At 38.3% G+C, this 17,565-nt stretch carries 22 protein-coding genes; all 22 read right to left on the reverse strand.

What is annotated here, in order from left to right:
• Positions 1-45 precede the first annotated feature (45 nt).
• Positions 46-567: a tRNA adenosine(34) deaminase TadA gene (tadA, locus tag H0S58_RS07210; RefSeq protein ID WP_195726142.1), complete on the reverse strand. Its 522-nt coding sequence runs from the start codon at positions 565-567 to the stop codon at positions 46-48.
• Positions 564-1,694, reverse strand: a complete 1,131-nt coding sequence (locus H0S58_RS07215; protein ID WP_195726143.1) for an enoyl-CoA hydratase/isomerase family protein — start codon at positions 1,692-1,694, stop codon at positions 564-566. Before H0S58_RS07215 ends, tadA begins: the two co-directional genes overlap by 4 nt.
• Positions 1,691-2,404 (reverse strand): uracil-DNA glycosylase, encoded by a 714-nt coding sequence (gene ung, locus H0S58_RS07220; RefSeq protein WP_092718937.1) that lies wholly within the window; start codon positions 2,402-2,404, stop codon positions 1,691-1,693. Before ung ends, H0S58_RS07215 begins: the two co-directional genes overlap by 4 nt.
• Positions 2,405-2,449: 45 nt before the next feature.
• Entirely contained in the window at positions 2,450-3,046 is a 597-nt protein-coding gene (locus H0S58_RS07225; RefSeq protein WP_053578070.1) for a 6-pyruvoyl trahydropterin synthase family protein, read from the reverse strand.
• A gap of 158 nt (positions 3,047-3,204) precedes the next feature.
• Positions 3,205-4,152, reverse strand: coding sequence for a type II secretion system minor pseudopilin GspK (gene gspK, locus H0S58_RS07230; protein WP_195726144.1), 948 nt, complete (start codon positions 4,150-4,152; stop codon positions 3,205-3,207).
• A gap of 37 nt (positions 4,153-4,189) precedes the next feature.
• Entirely contained in the window at positions 4,190-4,816 is a 627-nt protein-coding gene (gspJ, locus tag H0S58_RS07235; RefSeq protein ID WP_227592271.1) for a type II secretion system minor pseudopilin GspJ, read from the reverse strand.
• A gap of 80 nt (positions 4,817-4,896) precedes the next feature.
• Positions 4,897-5,286 carry a type II secretion system minor pseudopilin GspI gene (gspI, locus tag H0S58_RS07240; protein ID WP_195727577.1) on the reverse strand — a complete coding sequence of 130 codons (390 nt, stop codon included), beginning with the start codon at positions 5,284-5,286 and terminating at the stop codon, positions 4,897-4,899.
• Positions 5,287-5,386: 100 nt separating this feature from the next.
• Positions 5,387-5,947, reverse strand: coding sequence for a type II secretion system protein (locus tag H0S58_RS07245; RefSeq protein ID WP_195726146.1), 561 nt, complete (start codon positions 5,945-5,947; stop codon positions 5,387-5,389).
• 9 nt (positions 5,948-5,956) lie between these two features.
• Positions 5,957-6,571 carry a TetR/AcrR family transcriptional regulator gene (locus H0S58_RS07250; RefSeq protein WP_195727578.1) on the reverse strand — a complete coding sequence of 205 codons (615 nt, stop codon included), beginning with the start codon at positions 6,569-6,571 and terminating at the stop codon, positions 5,957-5,959.
• A 45-nt stretch (positions 6,572-6,616) separates the two neighbouring features.
• Complete coding sequence (locus H0S58_RS07255; protein ID WP_195726147.1) at positions 6,617-7,390, reverse strand: TatD family hydrolase; 774 nt, start codon at positions 7,388-7,390, stop codon at positions 6,617-6,619.
• A 26-nt stretch (positions 7,391-7,416) separates the two neighbouring features.
• The gene (locus H0S58_RS07260; protein ID WP_195726148.1) at positions 7,417-7,758 is read right to left on the reverse strand and encodes a PilZ domain-containing protein; all 342 of its coding nucleotides are present in this window, start codon (positions 7,756-7,758) and stop codon (positions 7,417-7,419) included.
• Positions 7,759-7,777: 19 nt separating this feature from the next.
• On the reverse strand, positions 7,778-8,761 hold the full coding sequence (locus H0S58_RS07265; protein WP_195727579.1) for a DNA polymerase III subunit delta': 984 nt from the start codon (positions 8,759-8,761) through the stop codon (positions 7,778-7,780).
• Positions 8,762-8,811: 50 nt separating this feature from the next.
• Entirely contained in the window at positions 8,812-9,573 is a 762-nt protein-coding gene (gene kdsB / locus H0S58_RS07270; protein ID WP_195726149.1) for a 3-deoxy-manno-octulosonate cytidylyltransferase, read from the reverse strand.
• 12 nt (positions 9,574-9,585) lie between these two features.
• A complete protein-coding gene (gene lpxK / locus H0S58_RS07275; RefSeq protein ID WP_195726150.1) occupies positions 9,586-10,590 on the reverse strand; it encodes a tetraacyldisaccharide 4'-kinase in 1,005 nt (334 codons plus the stop codon).
• Positions 10,591-10,593: 3 nt separating this feature from the next.
• Positions 10,594-12,321 carry a lipid A export permease/ATP-binding protein MsbA gene (gene msbA / locus H0S58_RS07280; protein ID WP_195726151.1) on the reverse strand — a complete coding sequence of 576 codons (1,728 nt, stop codon included), beginning with the start codon at positions 12,319-12,321 and terminating at the stop codon, positions 10,594-10,596.
• A complete protein-coding gene (locus H0S58_RS07285) occupies positions 12,318-12,743 on the reverse strand; it encodes an ExbD/TolR family protein (RefSeq protein ID WP_053578079.1) in 426 nt (141 codons plus the stop codon). The genes msbA and H0S58_RS07285 overlap by 4 nt, the downstream gene beginning before the upstream one ends.
• 9 nt (positions 12,744-12,752) lie before the next feature.
• Positions 12,753-13,391, reverse strand: coding sequence for a MotA/TolQ/ExbB proton channel family protein (locus H0S58_RS07290; protein WP_193891553.1), 639 nt, complete (start codon positions 13,389-13,391; stop codon positions 12,753-12,755).
• Between the two features lie 24 nt (positions 13,392-13,415).
• Positions 13,416-14,303, reverse strand: coding sequence for a ParB/RepB/Spo0J family partition protein (locus tag H0S58_RS07295; protein ID WP_193891556.1), 888 nt, complete (start codon positions 14,301-14,303; stop codon positions 13,416-13,418).
• Positions 14,300-15,082, reverse strand: coding sequence for a ParA family protein (locus H0S58_RS07300; RefSeq protein WP_195726152.1), 783 nt, complete (start codon positions 15,080-15,082; stop codon positions 14,300-14,302). The genes H0S58_RS07295 and H0S58_RS07300 overlap by 4 nt, the downstream gene beginning before the upstream one ends.
• 25 nt (positions 15,083-15,107) lie before the next feature.
• Entirely contained in the window at positions 15,108-15,740 is a 633-nt protein-coding gene (gene rsmG / locus H0S58_RS07305) for a 16S rRNA (guanine(527)-N(7))-methyltransferase RsmG (RefSeq protein WP_053578083.1), read from the reverse strand.
• A gap of 84 nt (positions 15,741-15,824) precedes the next feature.
• Positions 15,825-16,514, reverse strand: coding sequence for an N-acetylmuramate alpha-1-phosphate uridylyltransferase MurU (murU, locus tag H0S58_RS07310; RefSeq protein WP_195726153.1), 690 nt, complete (start codon positions 16,512-16,514; stop codon positions 15,825-15,827).
• Entirely contained in the window at positions 16,514-17,527 is a 1,014-nt protein-coding gene (locus tag H0S58_RS07315; protein WP_195726154.1) for an aminoglycoside phosphotransferase family protein, read from the reverse strand. The genes murU and H0S58_RS07315 overlap by 1 nt, the downstream gene beginning before the upstream one ends.
• Between the last annotated feature and the right edge of the window lie 38 nt (positions 17,528-17,565).

The raw sequence follows: 17,565 nt of genomic DNA on the forward strand, positions 1-17,565 counted from the left end.
CTTATTTGACAATGATTATTGTCATTGTATTTTACATATATTAGATCAATGATTCTGATCATTTAAGGACTTTTCTTGTAATTTATTTATTTTTTTTTGCTCACGGCGCATCTTAAAAAAATCACTCAACTGTTGAGAACACTGTTCATTCAAGCACCCGCCAGAAAAATCAAACTGATGATTATAATAACCTGTTTCTAATAACTTTCTTGCACTGACCAATGAACCTGCTTTAGTTTCAGTCGCGCCAAACACAACCCGACTAATACGTGCATGAATTAAAGCCCCAACACACATAGTACAAGGCTCTAAAGTCACATATAAAACAGAATCTTCGGGGAGTCGATAATTATTGAGGTGATTGCATGCTTGACGTAGCGCCTGTACTTCCGCATGAGCCGTTGGATCATTCAATGAGATAGGCGCATTATAACCTGCGCCAATAATCTTATTTTGACTGACAATCACCGCCCCGACAGGGATTTCTTGTTTCGAGGCGGCAATGCCCGCTTGCTGATAAGCAAACTGCATCCATTCCTCATCTGACAATGGTGTTTCAAAGGTCATACTGAACTAATTACACCATAATGCTTTAAAAGATTATTCCAACTTTCAATTTTAGTCACAGGCGGGTAATCAGACAAAATCGACTTTAACGAAAAATCTGCACCTTTTTTCCATTCTGGAGACAAATCTTTGTCGACCAAACGAGCCCGTACACCTTCGACAAAATCGGGGTGACGAATCTTCCAGTCTGAAATTTGAATTTCAAGTTCAAAGATTTCATTCCAAGAATGTACTTGCTTGCCCCACTGCCATAGCAACCAAGTTAAAGCAGCAGTAGTCGGTGAACCTTTTTGCAAATTTTCACTTGCTTGACGCAACCAGTCACTACGCGCATCACTTAAACCAATGATTGATTCATAATCATGCTCAAAGTTTACACCTCGACAAACACTATGAATCACATCCAAAGAATTTTGCAAAGGACCTGGGCCTACAGGGCGATGCATACCATTCAATGTGTCATCAATTGCACGAAAATCTCCTGCTGGATAGTGATCCCAATCAATATTGAGCACTTTTTGTAACACATTATCGCGTTGTGCATCACAAATATGAGTCGCCCAACCAATACCGTAGGCACCTGCCGCAGTCATAATCGAGCCTGTAAGTCCTGTAAATAGGCCAATTGCACCCCGATCTGCTAAGAAACGTGTAGCACCTACATCGGGATAAAGCCCAATATTAATTTCTGGCATAGCTAAGCGTGAATATGGAGTCACCAAACGGAAAGGTGCTGCCATGAATAGGCCTAATCCGCCCCCCATGACATAACCTTCGCCCCATACCAATACAGGTTTAGCATAGTTATGTAATAGCAAGTCTAAAGCATATTCTTGTTCAAAGAATTTATTTGCAGTTTCCACTTCATCATTAATCACCAATTGACGAAGTTTGCGCACATCTCCACCCGCACAAAATGCTTTTGGCGTGGTTGAATCCAACCAAATCGCTTTTACTGCATCATCGAGGTGGAAATCTTGAAACACATCTAAAAGTGCCGTAACAATTGATTCATCTAATGCGTGTAAAGATTTTGGCCGATTAAGACGAACAATGCGCCAGCCATTTTTTGCTTCTTCAACAATAAGATCGGGATGATAACTTTTTAATTCAGGAGATTGTGTCATGCGTCCAGCTGCCAGTTTATAGGCTCAATGCCATTTTGTTTCAGATAATTATTTGTTTTTGAAAATACTTTACATCCAAAAAAACCACCACGATTTGCAGCAAGTGGTGAAGGATGTGCAGCTTTTAGAATCAAATGCTTATTTGGATCGATTCGTTGTCCTTTTCGTTGTGCATATGCTCCCCAAAGGATAAACACAATATGTTCACACTGCTCATTTAACACATCAATCACATGATCGGTAAAATCTTCCCAACCCTGTTTTTGATGTGAAGTTGGCTGACCTGCTTCAACAGTCAATACACTATTCAGTAGTAACACGCCTTGTGTCGCCCAATCTGTTAAATTTCCGTGTTTTGAAATAGGAATATTCAGATCAGTATTTAATTCATGAAAAATATTACGCAATGAAGGCGGTAACGCAAGCCCTTTTTGCACTGAAAAACTTAAACCATGTGCCTGATTTGGACCATGATAAGGGTCTTGCCCAATAATCACGACTTTAACATGGCTTAAAGGCGTTGTATTAAGCGCATTAAAAATAAGTGAACTGGGCGGATAAATCAATTTATCGGCATTTTTTTCTGCCACCAAAAACTGCTTTAATTCTTCCATTTTCGTGCTAAGCAAAAACTCACTTAACGCACTTTTCCAACTTGCATCTAACTGAATTTTATCAAGTTGAGACTGCTGTTGTTCCGTAAAAGCCATACTTGCTTCCTAATCCTTTTTAAACATAACCAAGATAGACTCACTTCAAACAGGAACTTGAAGATCTACACTTGGATTTTGGAATTTTATTCCTTGTTTTAATTTTTCATACATAGCTGGATCTAACCATTCTGCTTGGACTTGCTCAGAAAATATAATTTGCTCTAGCTTTAATAGCCCCATTTGCTCATTTTCAATATCTTCAATAAAGCTTTGCGCATAGCCTGTATCTGTTTCATGTACGATAACAGAATAAACCTCAACATCACCTTCCCCATTTTGAGTAATGGTAGAAACTAATATTTGCTGAGCTAAATAGAAGAAAATTCTTGAAAACTGTTCCGCAGACGGTGAAACAGGTAAAGATACCCAACGAGCACTAAATTTTTTGCAGGCCTCAATATAATCAGCATCATCTTGTTGCCAAAAACAAATTGCATGATCAAAGCTGTCAAAAATATCTTTGATCAGTCCTTTTAACAGGCCAAAATCGTAAACCATTTGTCCATGATCTAATTTTGAAGCCTTAAGCAGCAATTCAACTTTATAGCTATGACCATGAATCGAGCGCTTACAACGATCAGATGTGCAGTTACGCACAATATGAGCATTTTCAAACTTAAATAACTTACGAATTAACATATGTCGTAATGCAATCAGAAATCTGTGAATTAATTTTGATTATAAAGCAAAACTGAAAGGCTGCGCATTAATTTTACTGTTCAATACAATTGCTCAAATTCATACAACTTACAAAATAAAGTCGGTGCTATCATTTTAGCGTCATCAGGTAAATACAATTAGAATGGTGCCATACTTCGGTAAGCAACATAAACTGTCTTATCTTTACGGACCAAGTCACTACTGAACTGTCGTTTTCGCTCACTTAATATGACTTCAATACGTGCCTTAAAATAATTGGATTGGACACCTAAAAGATCATTTAATTCAGTACGAACTTCATTACCGACTTGTGCAAAAGGCTCAATGGCCCAGAGTTCACTGACATTGGAAAAATATTGTAAATTGGCTTGTCGCTGCTGTATAACTTGCTGAACTGCATTCACTTCTAACTTAGGGTCTAAACTTGCCAACAACACAGCAGAAGCTGTATTGATATTCAGTTTACTGTCTGTATTAGGTACGGTGGTGACATAATCGGCAATTTGTAAATATTTTTCACCCTCAAATCCTCGAACTAACTTAAGTTCTTCGACATGATGAAATTGAGTATTTGATGGTAAATAACTTGGCGATAGTCCTTGATAGTAATTTGCTTCCGCGCCCATCCCCCCAATCGTTTGGTCATCTGGATCTTGCCAATCAATCACAGCTTCACTTAATTTTTCTTGTAATCCTACCCGTAACAATAATTTTTCAAACCAAATTTTGGCAGGCAAATTGGGGGTACCATCAGCATTAACCAAACTATTTAAATTAAATTTTCCTGACTCATCTTGTATAGTGCCTGATACAAAACCATCTTCCACTGGAAAAGCAGGCATTGGTTTGGCCCAATTTTCTTGTAAATGATCTATATATGCTGCATTTTCTGCATCATCGACCAAAAGTTCAGAGAAAAAAACTTCCGCACTTTTAGCGTACATTAATGACTGATTTTGACGCATTAAATAAGCTGTATTTTCAGCAGTATTGGCTTGGCGTTTTACAATCGTTGCAGCAAGAATGGTTGCCAATGCCACCATGACTAAAATTGTGATTAAGGCAATTCCACGTTGCTGCTTCATGTATCTCTCTTTAATTTTGCTTTAATTCATGATTTGTTTAATTATTCTGACGCTGTTCTAGATAATCTGTATTCAATAAACTAAAGATCCATTCATATTCAACATCTCTCACTTTCAGCTTAATCTTAATTCCTTTGGGTAACTTCTGCTTCTGTACATTGTCAGTTAAATTTTCTGCTGATTCTGGCCATACAGTATTTTCATTTGGATTTAACACCACAACCTCAAACTGATCTACATCCCTCAGTAATACGCTGGATTCAGGCTGATCACGCCCACTCCGATTAAGATAACGATACTTTAAGCGATAAACTTTTTTTTCATCAGCACGATATTGATATTCTACTCGCTCATCGGGGGAAATCCCTTGCTGTAAAGGATCGGTTACCCCTGTTTTACTAAAGCTGAATGTACTATTTTGCAACACTAAAGCAGGCTGAATATCACTATTTACATTTGCAGTTAAAGGCACTGTTTGCACGGTATCACGTAAAACTTGCTGATAGGCTTCTTGTAATTGACCTAAATTTATTTCATGTTCAGCATTACGATCTTTCACTTTAATCAAATAATCAAAAACTTTCCATCCTAATGCCGAAAGCACTGCAAAAATCGCAATTGCCACCAGCAACTCAACCAAGGTAAAACCTGAACGAGGATGAATTAAACAACGCTTTTTTTGTGTACAAGATCGACAATTATGCTGTGTTTGTGACATTTTATTTTTTTTATTTTTCAGCTGCATTACACTTTAGCCTTGTAGTTAAAAAAAACTAGATGCGTAATTCCTGCTTGCACTTTTCCTGAGTCTACATTCAATAAGCTCACTTGTACTTCTATACGCTGTACATTTGGACTAATGGTGGATTGCGCAGATTTATCAATTTGCCACACTTCTCCCTGCTGTGTGCTTTGTTCTGATTGTGTTCCTTGCAACCACTCTTGATTGATTTCCATATTCGCCACTTCATTTAAAGCGACAAATTGTGCTTTCGTCCGTAAAATTGCATTTGCAGTGGCTTGAGTATATTGCATTGCCACTTTTGTCAGAGCAATTGCGGCAGTGGCAAAAATAGCCAACGCCACCATGACTTCAAGTAGAGTAAATCCTAAAGCACGACGAGATCTAAGCATAGGAGACAGTTTAAAGCGATGAGAGCATGAATTTTGCCCATTGTCATGCGTTGAATATTGTTTCGCAACCAAGCAAGGCAAAAAATTCGCTCTAGAGTATTTAGCTTGCATTTATTTTGCCTAAATAATCAATCTCTATTTCTTCTCCAATGGGCCGCTGTTCAAAATAAAACTGTATTCGTACAGGTTTTGCTTCCCCATTACCAAACCACATTAATTTAGGTGCATTGGCTTGAATCAAATCTTGATTGTTGGCATTTTCGTATTGCCGATCAATCGCTTGAATATTGAATGAAACCTGATCGGGTAAAGTACGCATCTTAAATCCAGTATAGTTTTGCCACTTTTGATTATCAGCGATTGTTGGCATCTGATCATTTTGACGGATAGAAGTAATATACTCATTCACACCATAACGAAATGGTGCTACATCGGTTGCAGGGAGTATATTCAACGCAAAAATTCGCGCTTGATCATTTGATTCACGATTTAATCGTGTTAAATCCATGAGAAAGACTTCACGCGCCTGCATGGCTTTTCGTTGATCGACACCACCGATATTACTTAAAACCAAAGACGCCATGAGTGCCATAATGACAATCACCACCATCAATTCGATAAGTGTAAAACCCTGATTTGACAATGGTCTCATGTGCTTCATTGCATACCTTTACAGCATTGATTGTGCAAAACTGATTTGCTTAGGCAGTGCCAATGCCTGATCGATATAAGCGACACGTAAAGTATCTCTTGAACCCATATAACGCTGATAAAAACTTGAATTCAATATAGCTGCGGCACCATGTGTTAAAGCCCAAATAGAGGCCAAATAGTCACGCACGGACATAATACTTTGAAGAGACTCTAAATAACTTTCAGTCATACGAATAATAATACGTAAACGCTGCTTTCTAATTTGATAGAGTTCACTGAATAAATGATGAATACCCACACCAGTGGTCGATAAACGCTCTTCGATTTGATGAAAAAGCACTGTACGCTCTGGATGATGCAGATTATGCAACATAAAAAAAGCCAAATGTTCTGGAAATGCTTTGTCTGAATCTTTGATCATTTCGAGCAACATTTTTTCATTGCGAATAATTAAAAGAATATACAGCTCATCTTTACTTTGAAAGTGCTTATACAACGTTCCTTTTGCCAGATCGAGTTCCGCTGCTAACGCATCAAGCGTCATGCCCGATTCGCCATTTTCTAATAATAGTTGCTCTGCAACTTGAAAAATTAATGCTTCTCTTGCTCGAAACTGAGCCTGTCGATCCATCTTCACGCTATGACTCTCTTCTACACTTGTATCAATTCAAACTATTTATTTTAAATTAAGGAGATTTTCAAAATTTTGCATGGTGATCGCTGCAATTTCCTCAACAGACTTATCATATACATGGCTTAAGGCTTTTGCTACATAAGGAACGTATTTTGGTTCATTGGCTTTACCTCTATAGGGCATAGGTGCCAAGTACGGACTATCCGTTTCAATTAATAGCCGATCAAGTGGAACTTGCTTAGCGACATCGCGTAAATCTTGCGCATTTTTAAAAGAAACAATACCGGAAAAGGAAACGTAATAACCGCAATCGAGTACTGCTTTAGCCGTTTCCCAATCTTCAGTAAAACAATGCAAAATACCATGCGTAGATTTTTCAGCACGAATGATATCTACAGTGTCGTGTTTGGCTGAGCGAGTGTGAACCACTACTGGTTTTTTCACGGTTTGAGACGCATGAATATGACGGGCAAAACAATCTTTTTGCTCTGCAATAAAATCCGTGCTGTGAAAATAATCTAAACCTGTTTCACCAATTGCCCATACTTTTTCACTTCGGGCTAATTCCACCAAATAATCCGTGCTTGCACGTGCCATAACATCAGGATCTTCACAGGGATGCACACCAACGCTGTATCCCACATCGGCATGCCGTGCTGCAATTTCAGCTAATGCAATATGATCATCCAAATTCACCGAAATACTCATAAATTTAGACACACCCGCTTGACGTGCCTGTGCCAAAGCTAAATCTAGATTGCCATCATAAGGCGTTAAATCCAACATGGTTAAATGGCAATGCGTATCTACAAACACGGTGAAATCCTAAAAGTAATGAAAGCTTACATAGTGTAACTACTTCGCCCTTCAGACTTAATACCTGCAAGTAACTTTTCAGCTTCTGATTTGTAATAAACACCTTTCTCACCGGAAAGTTGCATTCCAAAACCTTGTAATTTAATGCCGTTCTGTTTTTGTGAGATCCAGATCACTTTTCCTGTTAAAGGAATTTTTTGTGATTGATCAGGTAAAGTCGCCAACACAAAAACTTCTTCACCCATTTTAACAAGTTGTTTTGTTGGGACAAATAAACCACCGCCTACAACATAAGGCATGTAACTGGCATATAAAGTATCTCGATCTGGAATATTGGCCTGAATAATACCGCCCATACGTGGTTGCATGTTATTCCCTTTTTTTAATTTAAATATTCATTAGTTTTATACACAATTGATCAAGCACCAAATTGGTTTGCACATTCTGCTCAATAAATTGTTTTGATTGTTGCAAGTCTGAATAAACCTGAAATAAAAATGCCAGCGAATATTGCTCTGCCAATTCACCAAAATCCAAATCGGTATTTTTAACTTGTTGATTGAGCTTGACACAAATTAAATCGGACAACAAGTATTCAAACATTTGCGCAAAATCACTAAAACTTAAGTTTTTATTCCATTTCGTCGCAATTGCCATAGGCATATTTTTTTGTATCACTAATTTTTGCCAATCCATCAAAAATTCTTGTCTTTTTTGCAACCATTCCGCATTAGCCAATTTAAGCGCTTGTAGCGGCATATGATTCGATAAATTGAGCAATAGTTGTTTTTGTATGGGATCTAAATCAGACAAATTTTGATTCAAATATTCATCTGCCTGTGCGTCCGAAATACGATCCAAAGCATAATGTTGTAAACGGCTACGAATGGTGGCAGGCAATTTCAAATAATGTTCGGCCAACAAAATAATCATCGTCCGATCACCTGGCTCTTCTAAGGTTTTTAATAAAGCATTTGCAGAGGCAATATTGAGCGCTTCTGCAGGTTCAATCACAATCACTCGCCAACCATCTACTGTTTGCTGGACAAATGGCAATAAATCACGGATTTTTTCAATCTTAATTTTAGCATTTTGCTTTTTATTTTCTTCATCTGTACTGATATAAACGTAGTTGGGATGCGTGTCGGATTTGAGCCATAAACAACTGTTACATTCACCGCAAGGTACATTTTTAACATGCCGATTCAGACACAAAACCCATGCCAAAAAATATTGCGAAAATGCTTCCTTCCCACATCCTTTTTTGCCATAAAAAAGTAAACCATGCCCTATTTCTGGAAAACGCCCTGTTAAGGTATTCCAAATGGTTTGCTGCCATGGATAAACTTGAGCCAGACGCTCATTTTGCATTGTATTCGCATCATTTTGCATGGCATTTAAACCCAACCTGAACCCATATTTTATTCAAAGTGAGAAATATCCATGTGATTTAGACGATCTAAATCAGCTTGAGTATCTACACCGGGTGGTAAATTTGCCTCAGCAATGGCAATGGCAATACGATGACCATTTTCAAGAACACGTAATTGCTCTAAACTTTCAAGCCGCTCCAACATCCCCATATCCCAAGATACATATTCTTGTAGTAAATTTACTCGATACGCATATAAACCCAAATGTCGGTAAGCTTGAGTATGTAATTGCCGAACAGACTCTTTTGCTCCATCGCGATCATATGGAATGGTGGCACGACTGAAATAGAGTGCTTGGTTGTATTTTGACATCACCACTTTTACAATACTGTCACGCTCAAACTCAGCTAAGTTCTCAATCGGCTCACATAAAGTCGACATAGATGCTTCAGGTTGAGACTCTAAAAGTTGTGCTACTTGTTGCACCAATTGTGCAGGCAATAAAGGCTCATCTCCCTGCACATTGACAATAATATCTTCACTTGCCCAACCTTTTAATCGCGCAACTTCACTTAAACGATCTGTGCCAGAAGGATGATCTGCACTGGTCAACACAACATCGACACCCTCAGCGCGGCAGACCTCAGCAATACGCTCATTATCTGTAGCCACACATAAATCGTCAAAACCCAACACTTTTCTGGCTTGATCCACGACTCGTAAAATCATGGGACGCCCATGAATCTCAAGCAAGGGCTTACCTGGTAAACGTGAACTTGCAAAACGCGCAGGAATAACAATATGTTTCATAAGCTATAAACCTTAAGGAATTTGGATACCCAGTTGTTGTAATTGATGATGCAAAACATCATAACACTGTGCTGAAAGCTTAGCCTCGACTGGTACCACCCAAACCTCCCGCTTGAAATTTGAATGTTGTTTTAATAAGGGTAAAATTTTAACCGCATCTTTTTCTGTGGTAATGATTGGATAATCATCTTCAAACTCAAGATCATGAATTTCATACTCATAATGATCTGGAAACTCGTGACACTGAAATGGATGAATACCAATTGAAGCTAAAGTTTGATAAAAACGCTGCGGAAAACCAATTCCAACCACTGCATAGAAATGATGTTCAGGATAAAAAGGTTTACTTCCAACTGCATTTAACAAATAAGGTAAAGCCACTTCTAAGTGCATATTCAAAGCTGAGGTAGGTTCTGCTGCATGCTCAATCACTGTACCCGTCTTTAAGCGGCTGGGAGGTTCTCGTAAATATCCTTCTGGTAATAATTTCTGATTACCTAAGCCCCGATTTTGATCTAAGACAATCCATTCAATTTGTCGTGCAAGTGCCAAGTGCTGCAAGCCATCGTCACTGATAATTAAATCTAAACAATGTCGAGATAATAAGCTTTCAATACTGTGCTGACGATTTGACCCTACCACCATAGGCACCCCTGTAGATTGAACAATTAAACAGGGCTCATCTCCGACGACTTCAGGATCAGATTCTAAATTAACGCAGGCTGGGAAAGGTCCATTCCCTCCATATCCACGACTAATGACACCTACTCGAATATTTAGACTGTGTAAATGATTGACTAAATGAATTAATAATGGTGTTTTACCACTTCCACCCACAGTAATATTACCAATCACCATCACAGGGACAGGTGCTTGATAACTTGACTTAATCCCAACTTGATACATTTTTTTATTAAGTAAAAAACCACTACGATAAAGCCATGACAAAGGTCGCAGCACAATTAACCATTTTGCTTGTTTATTCCAGGCATCTTGAATGAACTGTGCAAATGACATAAATCAATTTTCCTCAAAATTACGTTGGTGCAATTGATAATAAGCACCATGCTGAGCAAGTAATTCTGCATGTGTACCTTGCTCAACAATTTCACCTTTATCCATAACCACAATACGATCAGCATTTTCAATGGTCGATAAACGATGAGCAATCACAATAGTGGTACGATCCTGCATAGCAGCATCAAAAGCTTGTTGAATAAAATACTCAGATTCATTATCCAGTGCACTGGTCGCTTCATCTAAAATTAAAATGGGCGCATTTTTCAAAATAGCACGTGCAATTGCAATTCGTTGGCGTTGTCCACCAGACAAGTTCAAACCCTGTGCACCTAATTGGGTATCATAGCCTTGCGGTAAAGCGAGAATAAAGTCATGCGCGTATGCCGCTTTTGCTGCTGCAATAACATCTTCATCAGGTGCATTTTCAAGTTGACCATAGGCAATATTTTCACGAACAGTTCGATTAAACAAAACAACTTGTTGGTTCACCATCGCAATTTGGGTGCGCAAGGTATTGATGTCCAAATCTTGAATATCGATTTGATCCAAATAAATATGTCCTGAACTGACTTCCTGAAAACGTAACAATAAATTAACTAAAGAGCTTTTGCCAGCACCTGAACGTCCAACCAAGGCAACTGTTTCACCCGATTTCACCTTTAAATTAAAGTTATGAATTGCTTGATGGCCATCTGCATAGGTCAGATTCACCTCTTTAAACTCAATATTCCCGTGTAATACTGGTGTCAAAAGGCCTTGTTTTTTCTCTTCAGGTAAATCCAGTAATTCAAATACCGAATGAGCAGCCGCCATACCGCGTTGTAACTTTTCATTGACATCTGTCAAAGCCTTGATGGGCTTACTCAACATACCTGCTGCAGTAATATAGGCAACAAATTCACCAGCACTGGTATCACGTAAAATTTCTGGACGTAACGCGATCCAGATAATAATACCCATTGCAATCGACATAATAAATTGTACAACTGGACTATTGAGCTGTTGTACCACCACCATTTTTAAACCACGTTTTAAATTTTCTAATGATTTATCTCGAAAACGTGTTTGTTCATAGGTTTGACCGCCAAAACCTTTTACAATTAAATGACCATTTACAGTTTCTTGTACCACGTGGTTCACATCACCCATAGTATCTTGAACTTGCAAAGACAATTTACGCATCCGCTTAGACGCTTGACGAACCAAAAGCCCCATGAATGGTGCAAAAATAAGAATCACCAAGGTTAGACGCCAATTTGAATAAATCAGATATCCCAGCAAACCGATCGCGATCAAACCTTGCTGTACAATCGTTTTGAGTGATTCTGATGAAGCAGCCGTAAGCTGTTCCACGTTGTACATAATTTTAGCTGTAATATGACCACTGGTATTATCTAAATAATACTGTGAAGGCAGTTTGAGTAATTTTGCAAATACTTCTTGGCGAATATTAAACACTAAATTTCGTGAAATGACAGCGGTGTAATAGCCCCCAATAAAGGAACCCACGCCACGAAAAAACATCAACAAAATAACTAAAAAAGGAAAGATAGAAGTAAAGCCCTGATCCCTATGCTGAATCGCAGTAATGATTTTTTCTAATAACTTTGCAATCGATACTTCTGTTGCAGCACTAATTGAAAACCCGATAAAAACCAATATTGCTACACCCCAAAAGGGTTTTAAATACCCCAACAGACGTGTATAGACTTTAAAATCTTGATTCACTCATAACCCCTAGACGGAACTTTAGTACTGATATTAATATTAACAAATCCTAATTGCCCTGCAACATCCATGACACGAATGACATCTTGATGGGTCGCTTTGGCATCTGCGGCAATCACAAACATTAAATCACGGCGTTCATTCGAAATCTGTTTAATTGCAGTATTCAAATCTGCTACATCTTTACTGGCAATAGATTGCCCATTAATTGAATAATGTCCTGAAGCATCGACTACCACTTCTACTTTTTGCTCAAACTGCTTGGGCGGAACACCTTGCGCATCAGGCAAAGTTAAATTCATACGACTAAATTGACTAAAAGTCGTCGACAGCAATAGAAACACCAAAATAAACAATAAACAATCAATCATAGGGGTGAGGTTAATATGAATATCTTCGACTTGTGTGCGTTTGAACTTCATATTATGCCTTTACCCTGCTTTTCTCATGTCTTGCTCTTCATCTGTTAAATTTTGATAGAACAGTGCTGCATGAAATAAAGTCGACTGTTGTTCAAGCTCGGCAATATATTCTTGTACTAAGCGTTGAAAATAGCGATAAGCAAACAGAGCAGGAATAGCAATAAACATACCTGCAGCTGTGGTAATTAAGGCTTTTGAAATCCCAGGAATCATCATGGTTGGATTACTATTATTCCCTAAATCGATCACCAAGAAAGATTCAATAATCCCCAAAACCGTTCCTAGTAAGCCCAAAAGTGGCGCAACAGCACTTAATGTTCCTAAAAAATTAATATTTTTTTCAAGGTAACCAATTTCTTGAGATGCTGTACTTTCCATTTGAGCACGTGCAAATTGCTCATTGTGCTGTTTACTCTGAAATCCTGCTGCAAAAATGCGGCCTAAAGTACTGTTTTTTAATGCTTGGTCTTGTTGTAGTTTTTGAATAACTGTTTCTATACTCTGATTAGAGTTCAGCAACAAATTTTTTGGTAAAATTAGTGATTTTTTTAATCGAATAAAGCGTTCAAGCGTAATTGCAACGGTAAAAATTGAACACAATACAAGAGGCAGCATGAGCCACCCACCTGCCTTGACCAGTTCCCACATGTGTTATCCCCAATACATTTAAAATTATTCTGCAAAACAGATATTTAAAATACCATCCAACTCATCGAGTGAATGATACTGAATCACAAGTTTGCCCTTGCCTTGCTTATTATGATCGATTTTAACATCTGCGCTAAAACGTTCAGCTAACCGCTGAGTCAACTGTTGGATATCTGGTGCGATATCCACTTTGTTTTTTTCTTGTTTTGGGGTATTTAAATCTCGAACCCATTGCTCTGTCTGACGTACTGATAAACTTTTTTCAATCACATATTCAGCAACTTTAAGTTGATCTTTAGCTTTTAATGTCAGTATTGCGCGTGCATGCCCCATATCCAGCAGACCTTGCTGCATAAAGTCTTTTACTTCTTCAGCCAAAGACAATAAGCGCAATAAGTTACTTACCGTCGTCCTTGCTTTCCCCACAGTATCCGCAATTTCTTGATGACTTAAACCAAATTCTTCATGAAAACGTTGTAGTGCCATGGCTTGATCAATCGGATTTAAATCTTGGCGTTGAATATTTTCAATCAGTGCCAAAGCAATTGCAACCTGATCGGATAAATCACGCACAATGGCTGGAATTTCGGTTAAGCCTGCAAGCTGTGCAGCACGCCAGCGACGTTCACCCGCAATAATTTCGTAAGGGAATTTTTCATCATCAATTGGACGAATGACAATGGGTTGCATTACTCCATGTTTTTCAATGGATGCTGCCAGCTCTTGAAGTTCTGGCTCATGAATAAAGCGACGTGGCTGATATTCGCCACGTTTCAGTAAATTTACATCTATTTGTTTTAATTGCCCATGATCTAAACCCTGAGCTTCCATTTGTAATTTTTCTTTTTGAATTGAACCCAGTAAGGCATCTAAACCACGACCTTTTGCTAATCCGCGTTTTTTTGTGGTCATGCTTTAATTCCTTTTTTTACTTTGCTTTTTTTTAACATTTCAGCCGCTAAATTTAAGTAAGCCACTGCACCTTTTGAACTTTTTTCAAAATAAATGATCGGCAATCCATGTGCTGGTGCTTCGGCTAATCGAACATTCCGCGGAATCACGGTGTCATACAATTTCTTGCCAAAATATTGCTCAAGCTCTTCTGAAACATCGCGTGTTAATGCATTACGCGCATCATACATCGTACGCAATACACCCACAATGTGTAGGTCAGGATTCAATGCTTGCTGAATGCGATCAATGGTTTGGGTTAAATCTGCTAGTCCTTCAAGTGCATAATATTCACATTGCATTGGAATAAGAACACTATGCACTGCTGTAAGTGCATTCACCGTAATTAAGCTCAAACTGGGTGCACAATCAACAATAATATAATCAAAAGCGTGTTCGATTTCTTTTAGTGCTTCTCGCAGAATAAATTCACGACCTTCTTGTTCGGCAATCGCAAGCTCAACCCCAGCTAAATCACGGTTCGCACCTAATACCTTATAACCGACTTCAGCTTTGCTGATTGCAGTTTCAATAGGCACTTCACCCAATAAAACATCAGTGACAGAGTATAAAAGATCATTTTTTTGGATACCAGAGCCCATAGTAGCATTTCCCTGTGAATCCATATCCACCAGTAAAACGCGCTTCTTTAAGACTGCTAACGATGCTGCCAAATTTACTGCGGTTGTGGTTTTACCAACACCACCTTTTTGGTTCGCAATCGCAATAATTTGTACCATGGTCACCCCAATTCTTTCAAAATAATTAAATATGTTTCAACAAAAGTAAATGACGTTGCTCATCTAGTCGTGGAACCTGTAAAGCAATAATTTCGCAGCTAAATTCTTGTTTAATGGTCGCAATCTCATCTTCAGGAACCAAACCTTTCATAGAAGCAATAATACTCTGTTCATGCATATATGGTTTCGAAGCAGCTACAAAATCAGTGAGTGAAGCAAAAGCACGACTGGTAATAACATCAAATTTTCCCAAATCATGAATACTGTCTTCATTTTCAACTCGGGTTTGCACTGCAATTACATTTTTTAATTTTAGATCTGCAATAAACTGTTTCAAAAAACGAATTTTCTTACCATTAGAGTCGAGCAAAACACATTCCCGCTCTGGTTGACACAGTGCAATGATCATGCCGGGCATACCACCACCCGTCCCAATATCGAGCAAACGTCCCTGAGGCAAGTCTTTTAAAATGCTTAAGCTATCCAGTAAATGCTTGACTAACATTTCCTTTGGATCACGAATTGCAGTCAAATTATAAGCTTTATTCCATAGCACCAAAGCATCTTGATATTTGAGAAGTAAATTTAAAGCCTCATCACTGAGTGCTAAACCCAAAGTCAGACTACCCTGCTTAAGCTCTTGAAAAAACGTATGCATATACAATAAATGCCCCGAAAAGTTAGGTGAAGTATACCGACTTATCTGCAAAGTCATAGTAGCGAGCGCTTAGTGAATATGCACTTAAACGCAGTTGTCTTGCTTAATTTGTTGATCTAATGCTTTTAATCTCTCTGGAGTGCCCACATCCACCCAAATTGCATTCATTTTTGACGCAGAAACTTTTTGTTCAAGCATGGCTTGTTTCAGCAATGGTGCGAGAGGACGCTTACCTTCATCTAAACCCATAAACATTTTAGGATGAATCACTGCAACACCACTATAGGTCAGCGCTTCACCTTGCTGTTGCTGCTCAAAAGTATAACCTCGCCCATGAGAAAGAATAAAATCACCCTGTGGGTGTTGTACTGGGTTAGCGACAAAAACAAGATGCGCTAAATCACCTTCTAACTTCACATCCAATAAGGATGAAAAATCCATACTGGTCCAAACATCACCATTGACCAAAATAAAAGGTGTGTCCCCTAACAAGGGTAAAGCACGAATAATGCCACCAGCAGTTTCTAGCCCCTCACCTTCATGTGACCATAAAATATTGACTCCAAATTGTGAACCATCTCCTAAAGCTGTCGCAAGTTTTTCACCCAGCCAAGCAGTATTAATCACAATTTCAGTTACACCTATTTTTTTTAGTTTTTCAATATGCCAAACAATGAGTGGTTTATCTCCGACTTCTAGCAAAGGTTTTGGCGTATGTAAAGTTAAGGGGCGCATACGATTGCCCATGCCTGCTGCTAAAATCATCGCTTTCATCAGACCACAACCTCATACGCACCATACTTGGCTTCGAATTTAGGCATGACTTTATTCTGAAGGAATTGCATAAAAGGCTGGATTTCTGCATAAGGCTTACTTTCCTCAAGCAAATACCACATGACGCGCGGTAAATCTTTCAAATAACCAGTTTTTCCATCTCGCTCAAATAGACGCACAAAAATGCCTAAAATTTTGAGATGACGCTGAATGGCCATAAAGTCAGCATCGCGTTTAAATTGTTCAAAGTCACGATCTTGTTTTGCCGCTTCTGGCAATAAATCATAAAAGACTTTAAACCAGTGATAAACACGCCCTGCATTCCATTGCACATATGCATCACGTGTAATTGAAATTAAATCGTAAGTATCTGCACCAATTACAGCATCTTGAAAATCAATCACGCCCAAATCAGTTTCAGATTCAATTTTCATCAAATTACGACTATGAAAATCTCGATGAACAATCACTTGTGGTTGTGCCAGTGCAGCATTGGCTAAAATAGCAAAACTACGTTTAATCAAAGCTTCTTCGTCTTGAGTTGGCTGAATATTGAGGGACGGTAACATCCACTCCGTCAACAATTCCATTTCAGAAGTTAATTTCTCATAGGAATAGTTGGGAAAGTTTTTTGTGCCATCAATTGCCTGCAATTCAATTAATTGCTTAAAGCTTTGCGCATAATAATCATCTACCGAATCATTATTTAATAAAGTAGACAGCAAAATATCGCCAAAATCTTCAAGCAATAAAAAACCTTGTACTAAATCTTTGGCAACAATATGCGGTACACGGACACCATGTTGATCGAAAAACTGGTCAATCGTCACAAAAGGCCCACAATCTTCTTTTTCTGGTGGTGCATCCATAAGCATAAATGTTTTATTATTCAATTTAATTCGTGCGTAACGACGGAAACTTGCATCGCCTGACAAAAAATTAATTTCAAATTGATCTGAATTAAGTACAGATGTAACCCATGTTTGTATCAATTGTTCACGTTGTGTATTCATTTGCGATAAATTCTAAAACAGGCTGAGTTTTTAAAGTA

Origin of the sequence: Acinetobacter sp. TTH0-4, assembly GCF_015602665.1 — a bacterium.
In the GTDB taxonomy this organism is placed as follows: Bacteria; Pseudomonadota; Gammaproteobacteria; order Pseudomonadales; family Moraxellaceae; genus Acinetobacter; species Acinetobacter albensis.

What these genes read in the sequence shown, in the direction of transcription:
- tadA (WP_195726142.1), bottom strand. Translation starts at nt 567, where the DNA reads ATGACCTTTGAAACACCATTGTCAGATGAGGAATGGATGCAGTTTGCT.
- H0S58_RS07215 (WP_195726143.1), bottom strand. Translation starts at nt 1,694, where the DNA reads ATGACACAATCTCCTGAATTAAAAAGTTATCATCCCGATCTTATTGTT.
- ung (WP_092718937.1), bottom strand. Translation starts at nt 2,404, where the DNA reads ATGGCTTTTACGGAACAACAGCAGTCTCAACTTGATAAAATTCAGTTA.
- H0S58_RS07225 (WP_053578070.1), bottom strand. Translation starts at nt 3,046, where the DNA reads ATGTTAATTCGTAAGTTATTTAAGTTTGAAAATGCTCATATTGTGCGT.
- gspK (WP_195726144.1), bottom strand. Translation starts at nt 4,152, where the DNA reads ATGAAGCAGCAACGTGGAATTGCCTTAATCACAATTTTAGTCATGGTG.
- gspI (WP_195727577.1), bottom strand. Translation starts at nt 5,286, where the DNA reads ATGCTTAGATCTCGTCGTGCTTTAGGATTTACTCTACTTGAAGTCATG.
- H0S58_RS07245 (WP_195726146.1), bottom strand. Translation starts at nt 5,947, where the DNA reads ATGAAGCACATGAGACCATTGTCAAATCAGGGTTTTACACTTATCGAA.
- H0S58_RS07250 (WP_195727578.1), bottom strand. Translation starts at nt 6,571, where the DNA reads ATGGATCGACAGGCTCAGTTTCGAGCAAGAGAAGCATTAATTTTTCAA.
- H0S58_RS07260 (WP_195726148.1), bottom strand. Translation starts at nt 7,758, where the DNA reads ATGCAACCACGTATGGGCGGTATTATTCAGGCCAATATTCCAGATCGA.
- H0S58_RS07265 (WP_195727579.1), bottom strand. Translation starts at nt 8,761, where the DNA reads ATGCAAAATGAGCGTCTGGCTCAAGTTTATCCATGGCAGCAAACCATT.
- kdsB (WP_195726149.1), bottom strand. Translation starts at nt 9,573, where the DNA reads ATGAAACATATTGTTATTCCTGCGCGTTTTGCAAGTTCACGTTTACCA.
- lpxK (WP_195726150.1), bottom strand. Translation starts at nt 10,590, where the DNA reads ATGTCATTTGCACAGTTCATTCAAGATGCCTGGAATAAACAAGCAAAA.
- H0S58_RS07285 (WP_053578079.1), bottom strand. Translation starts at nt 12,743, where the DNA reads ATGAAGTTCAAACGCACACAAGTCGAAGATATTCATATTAACCTCACC.
- H0S58_RS07290 (WP_193891553.1), bottom strand. Translation starts at nt 13,391, where the DNA reads ATGTGGGAACTGGTCAAGGCAGGTGGGTGGCTCATGCTGCCTCTTGTA.
- H0S58_RS07295 (WP_193891556.1), bottom strand. Translation starts at nt 14,303, where the DNA reads ATGACCACAAAAAAACGCGGATTAGCAAAAGGTCGTGGTTTAGATGCC.
- H0S58_RS07300 (WP_195726152.1), bottom strand. Translation starts at nt 15,082, where the DNA reads ATGGTACAAATTATTGCGATTGCGAACCAAAAAGGTGGTGTTGGTAAA.
- rsmG (WP_053578083.1), bottom strand. Translation starts at nt 15,740, where the DNA reads ATGCATACGTTTTTTCAAGAGCTTAAGCAGGGTAGTCTGACTTTGGGT.
- murU (WP_195726153.1), bottom strand. Translation starts at nt 16,514, where the DNA reads ATGAAAGCGATGATTTTAGCAGCAGGCATGGGCAATCGTATGCGCCCC.
- H0S58_RS07315 (WP_195726154.1), bottom strand. Translation starts at nt 17,527, where the DNA reads ATGAATACACAACGTGAACAATTGATACAAACATGGGTTACATCTGTA.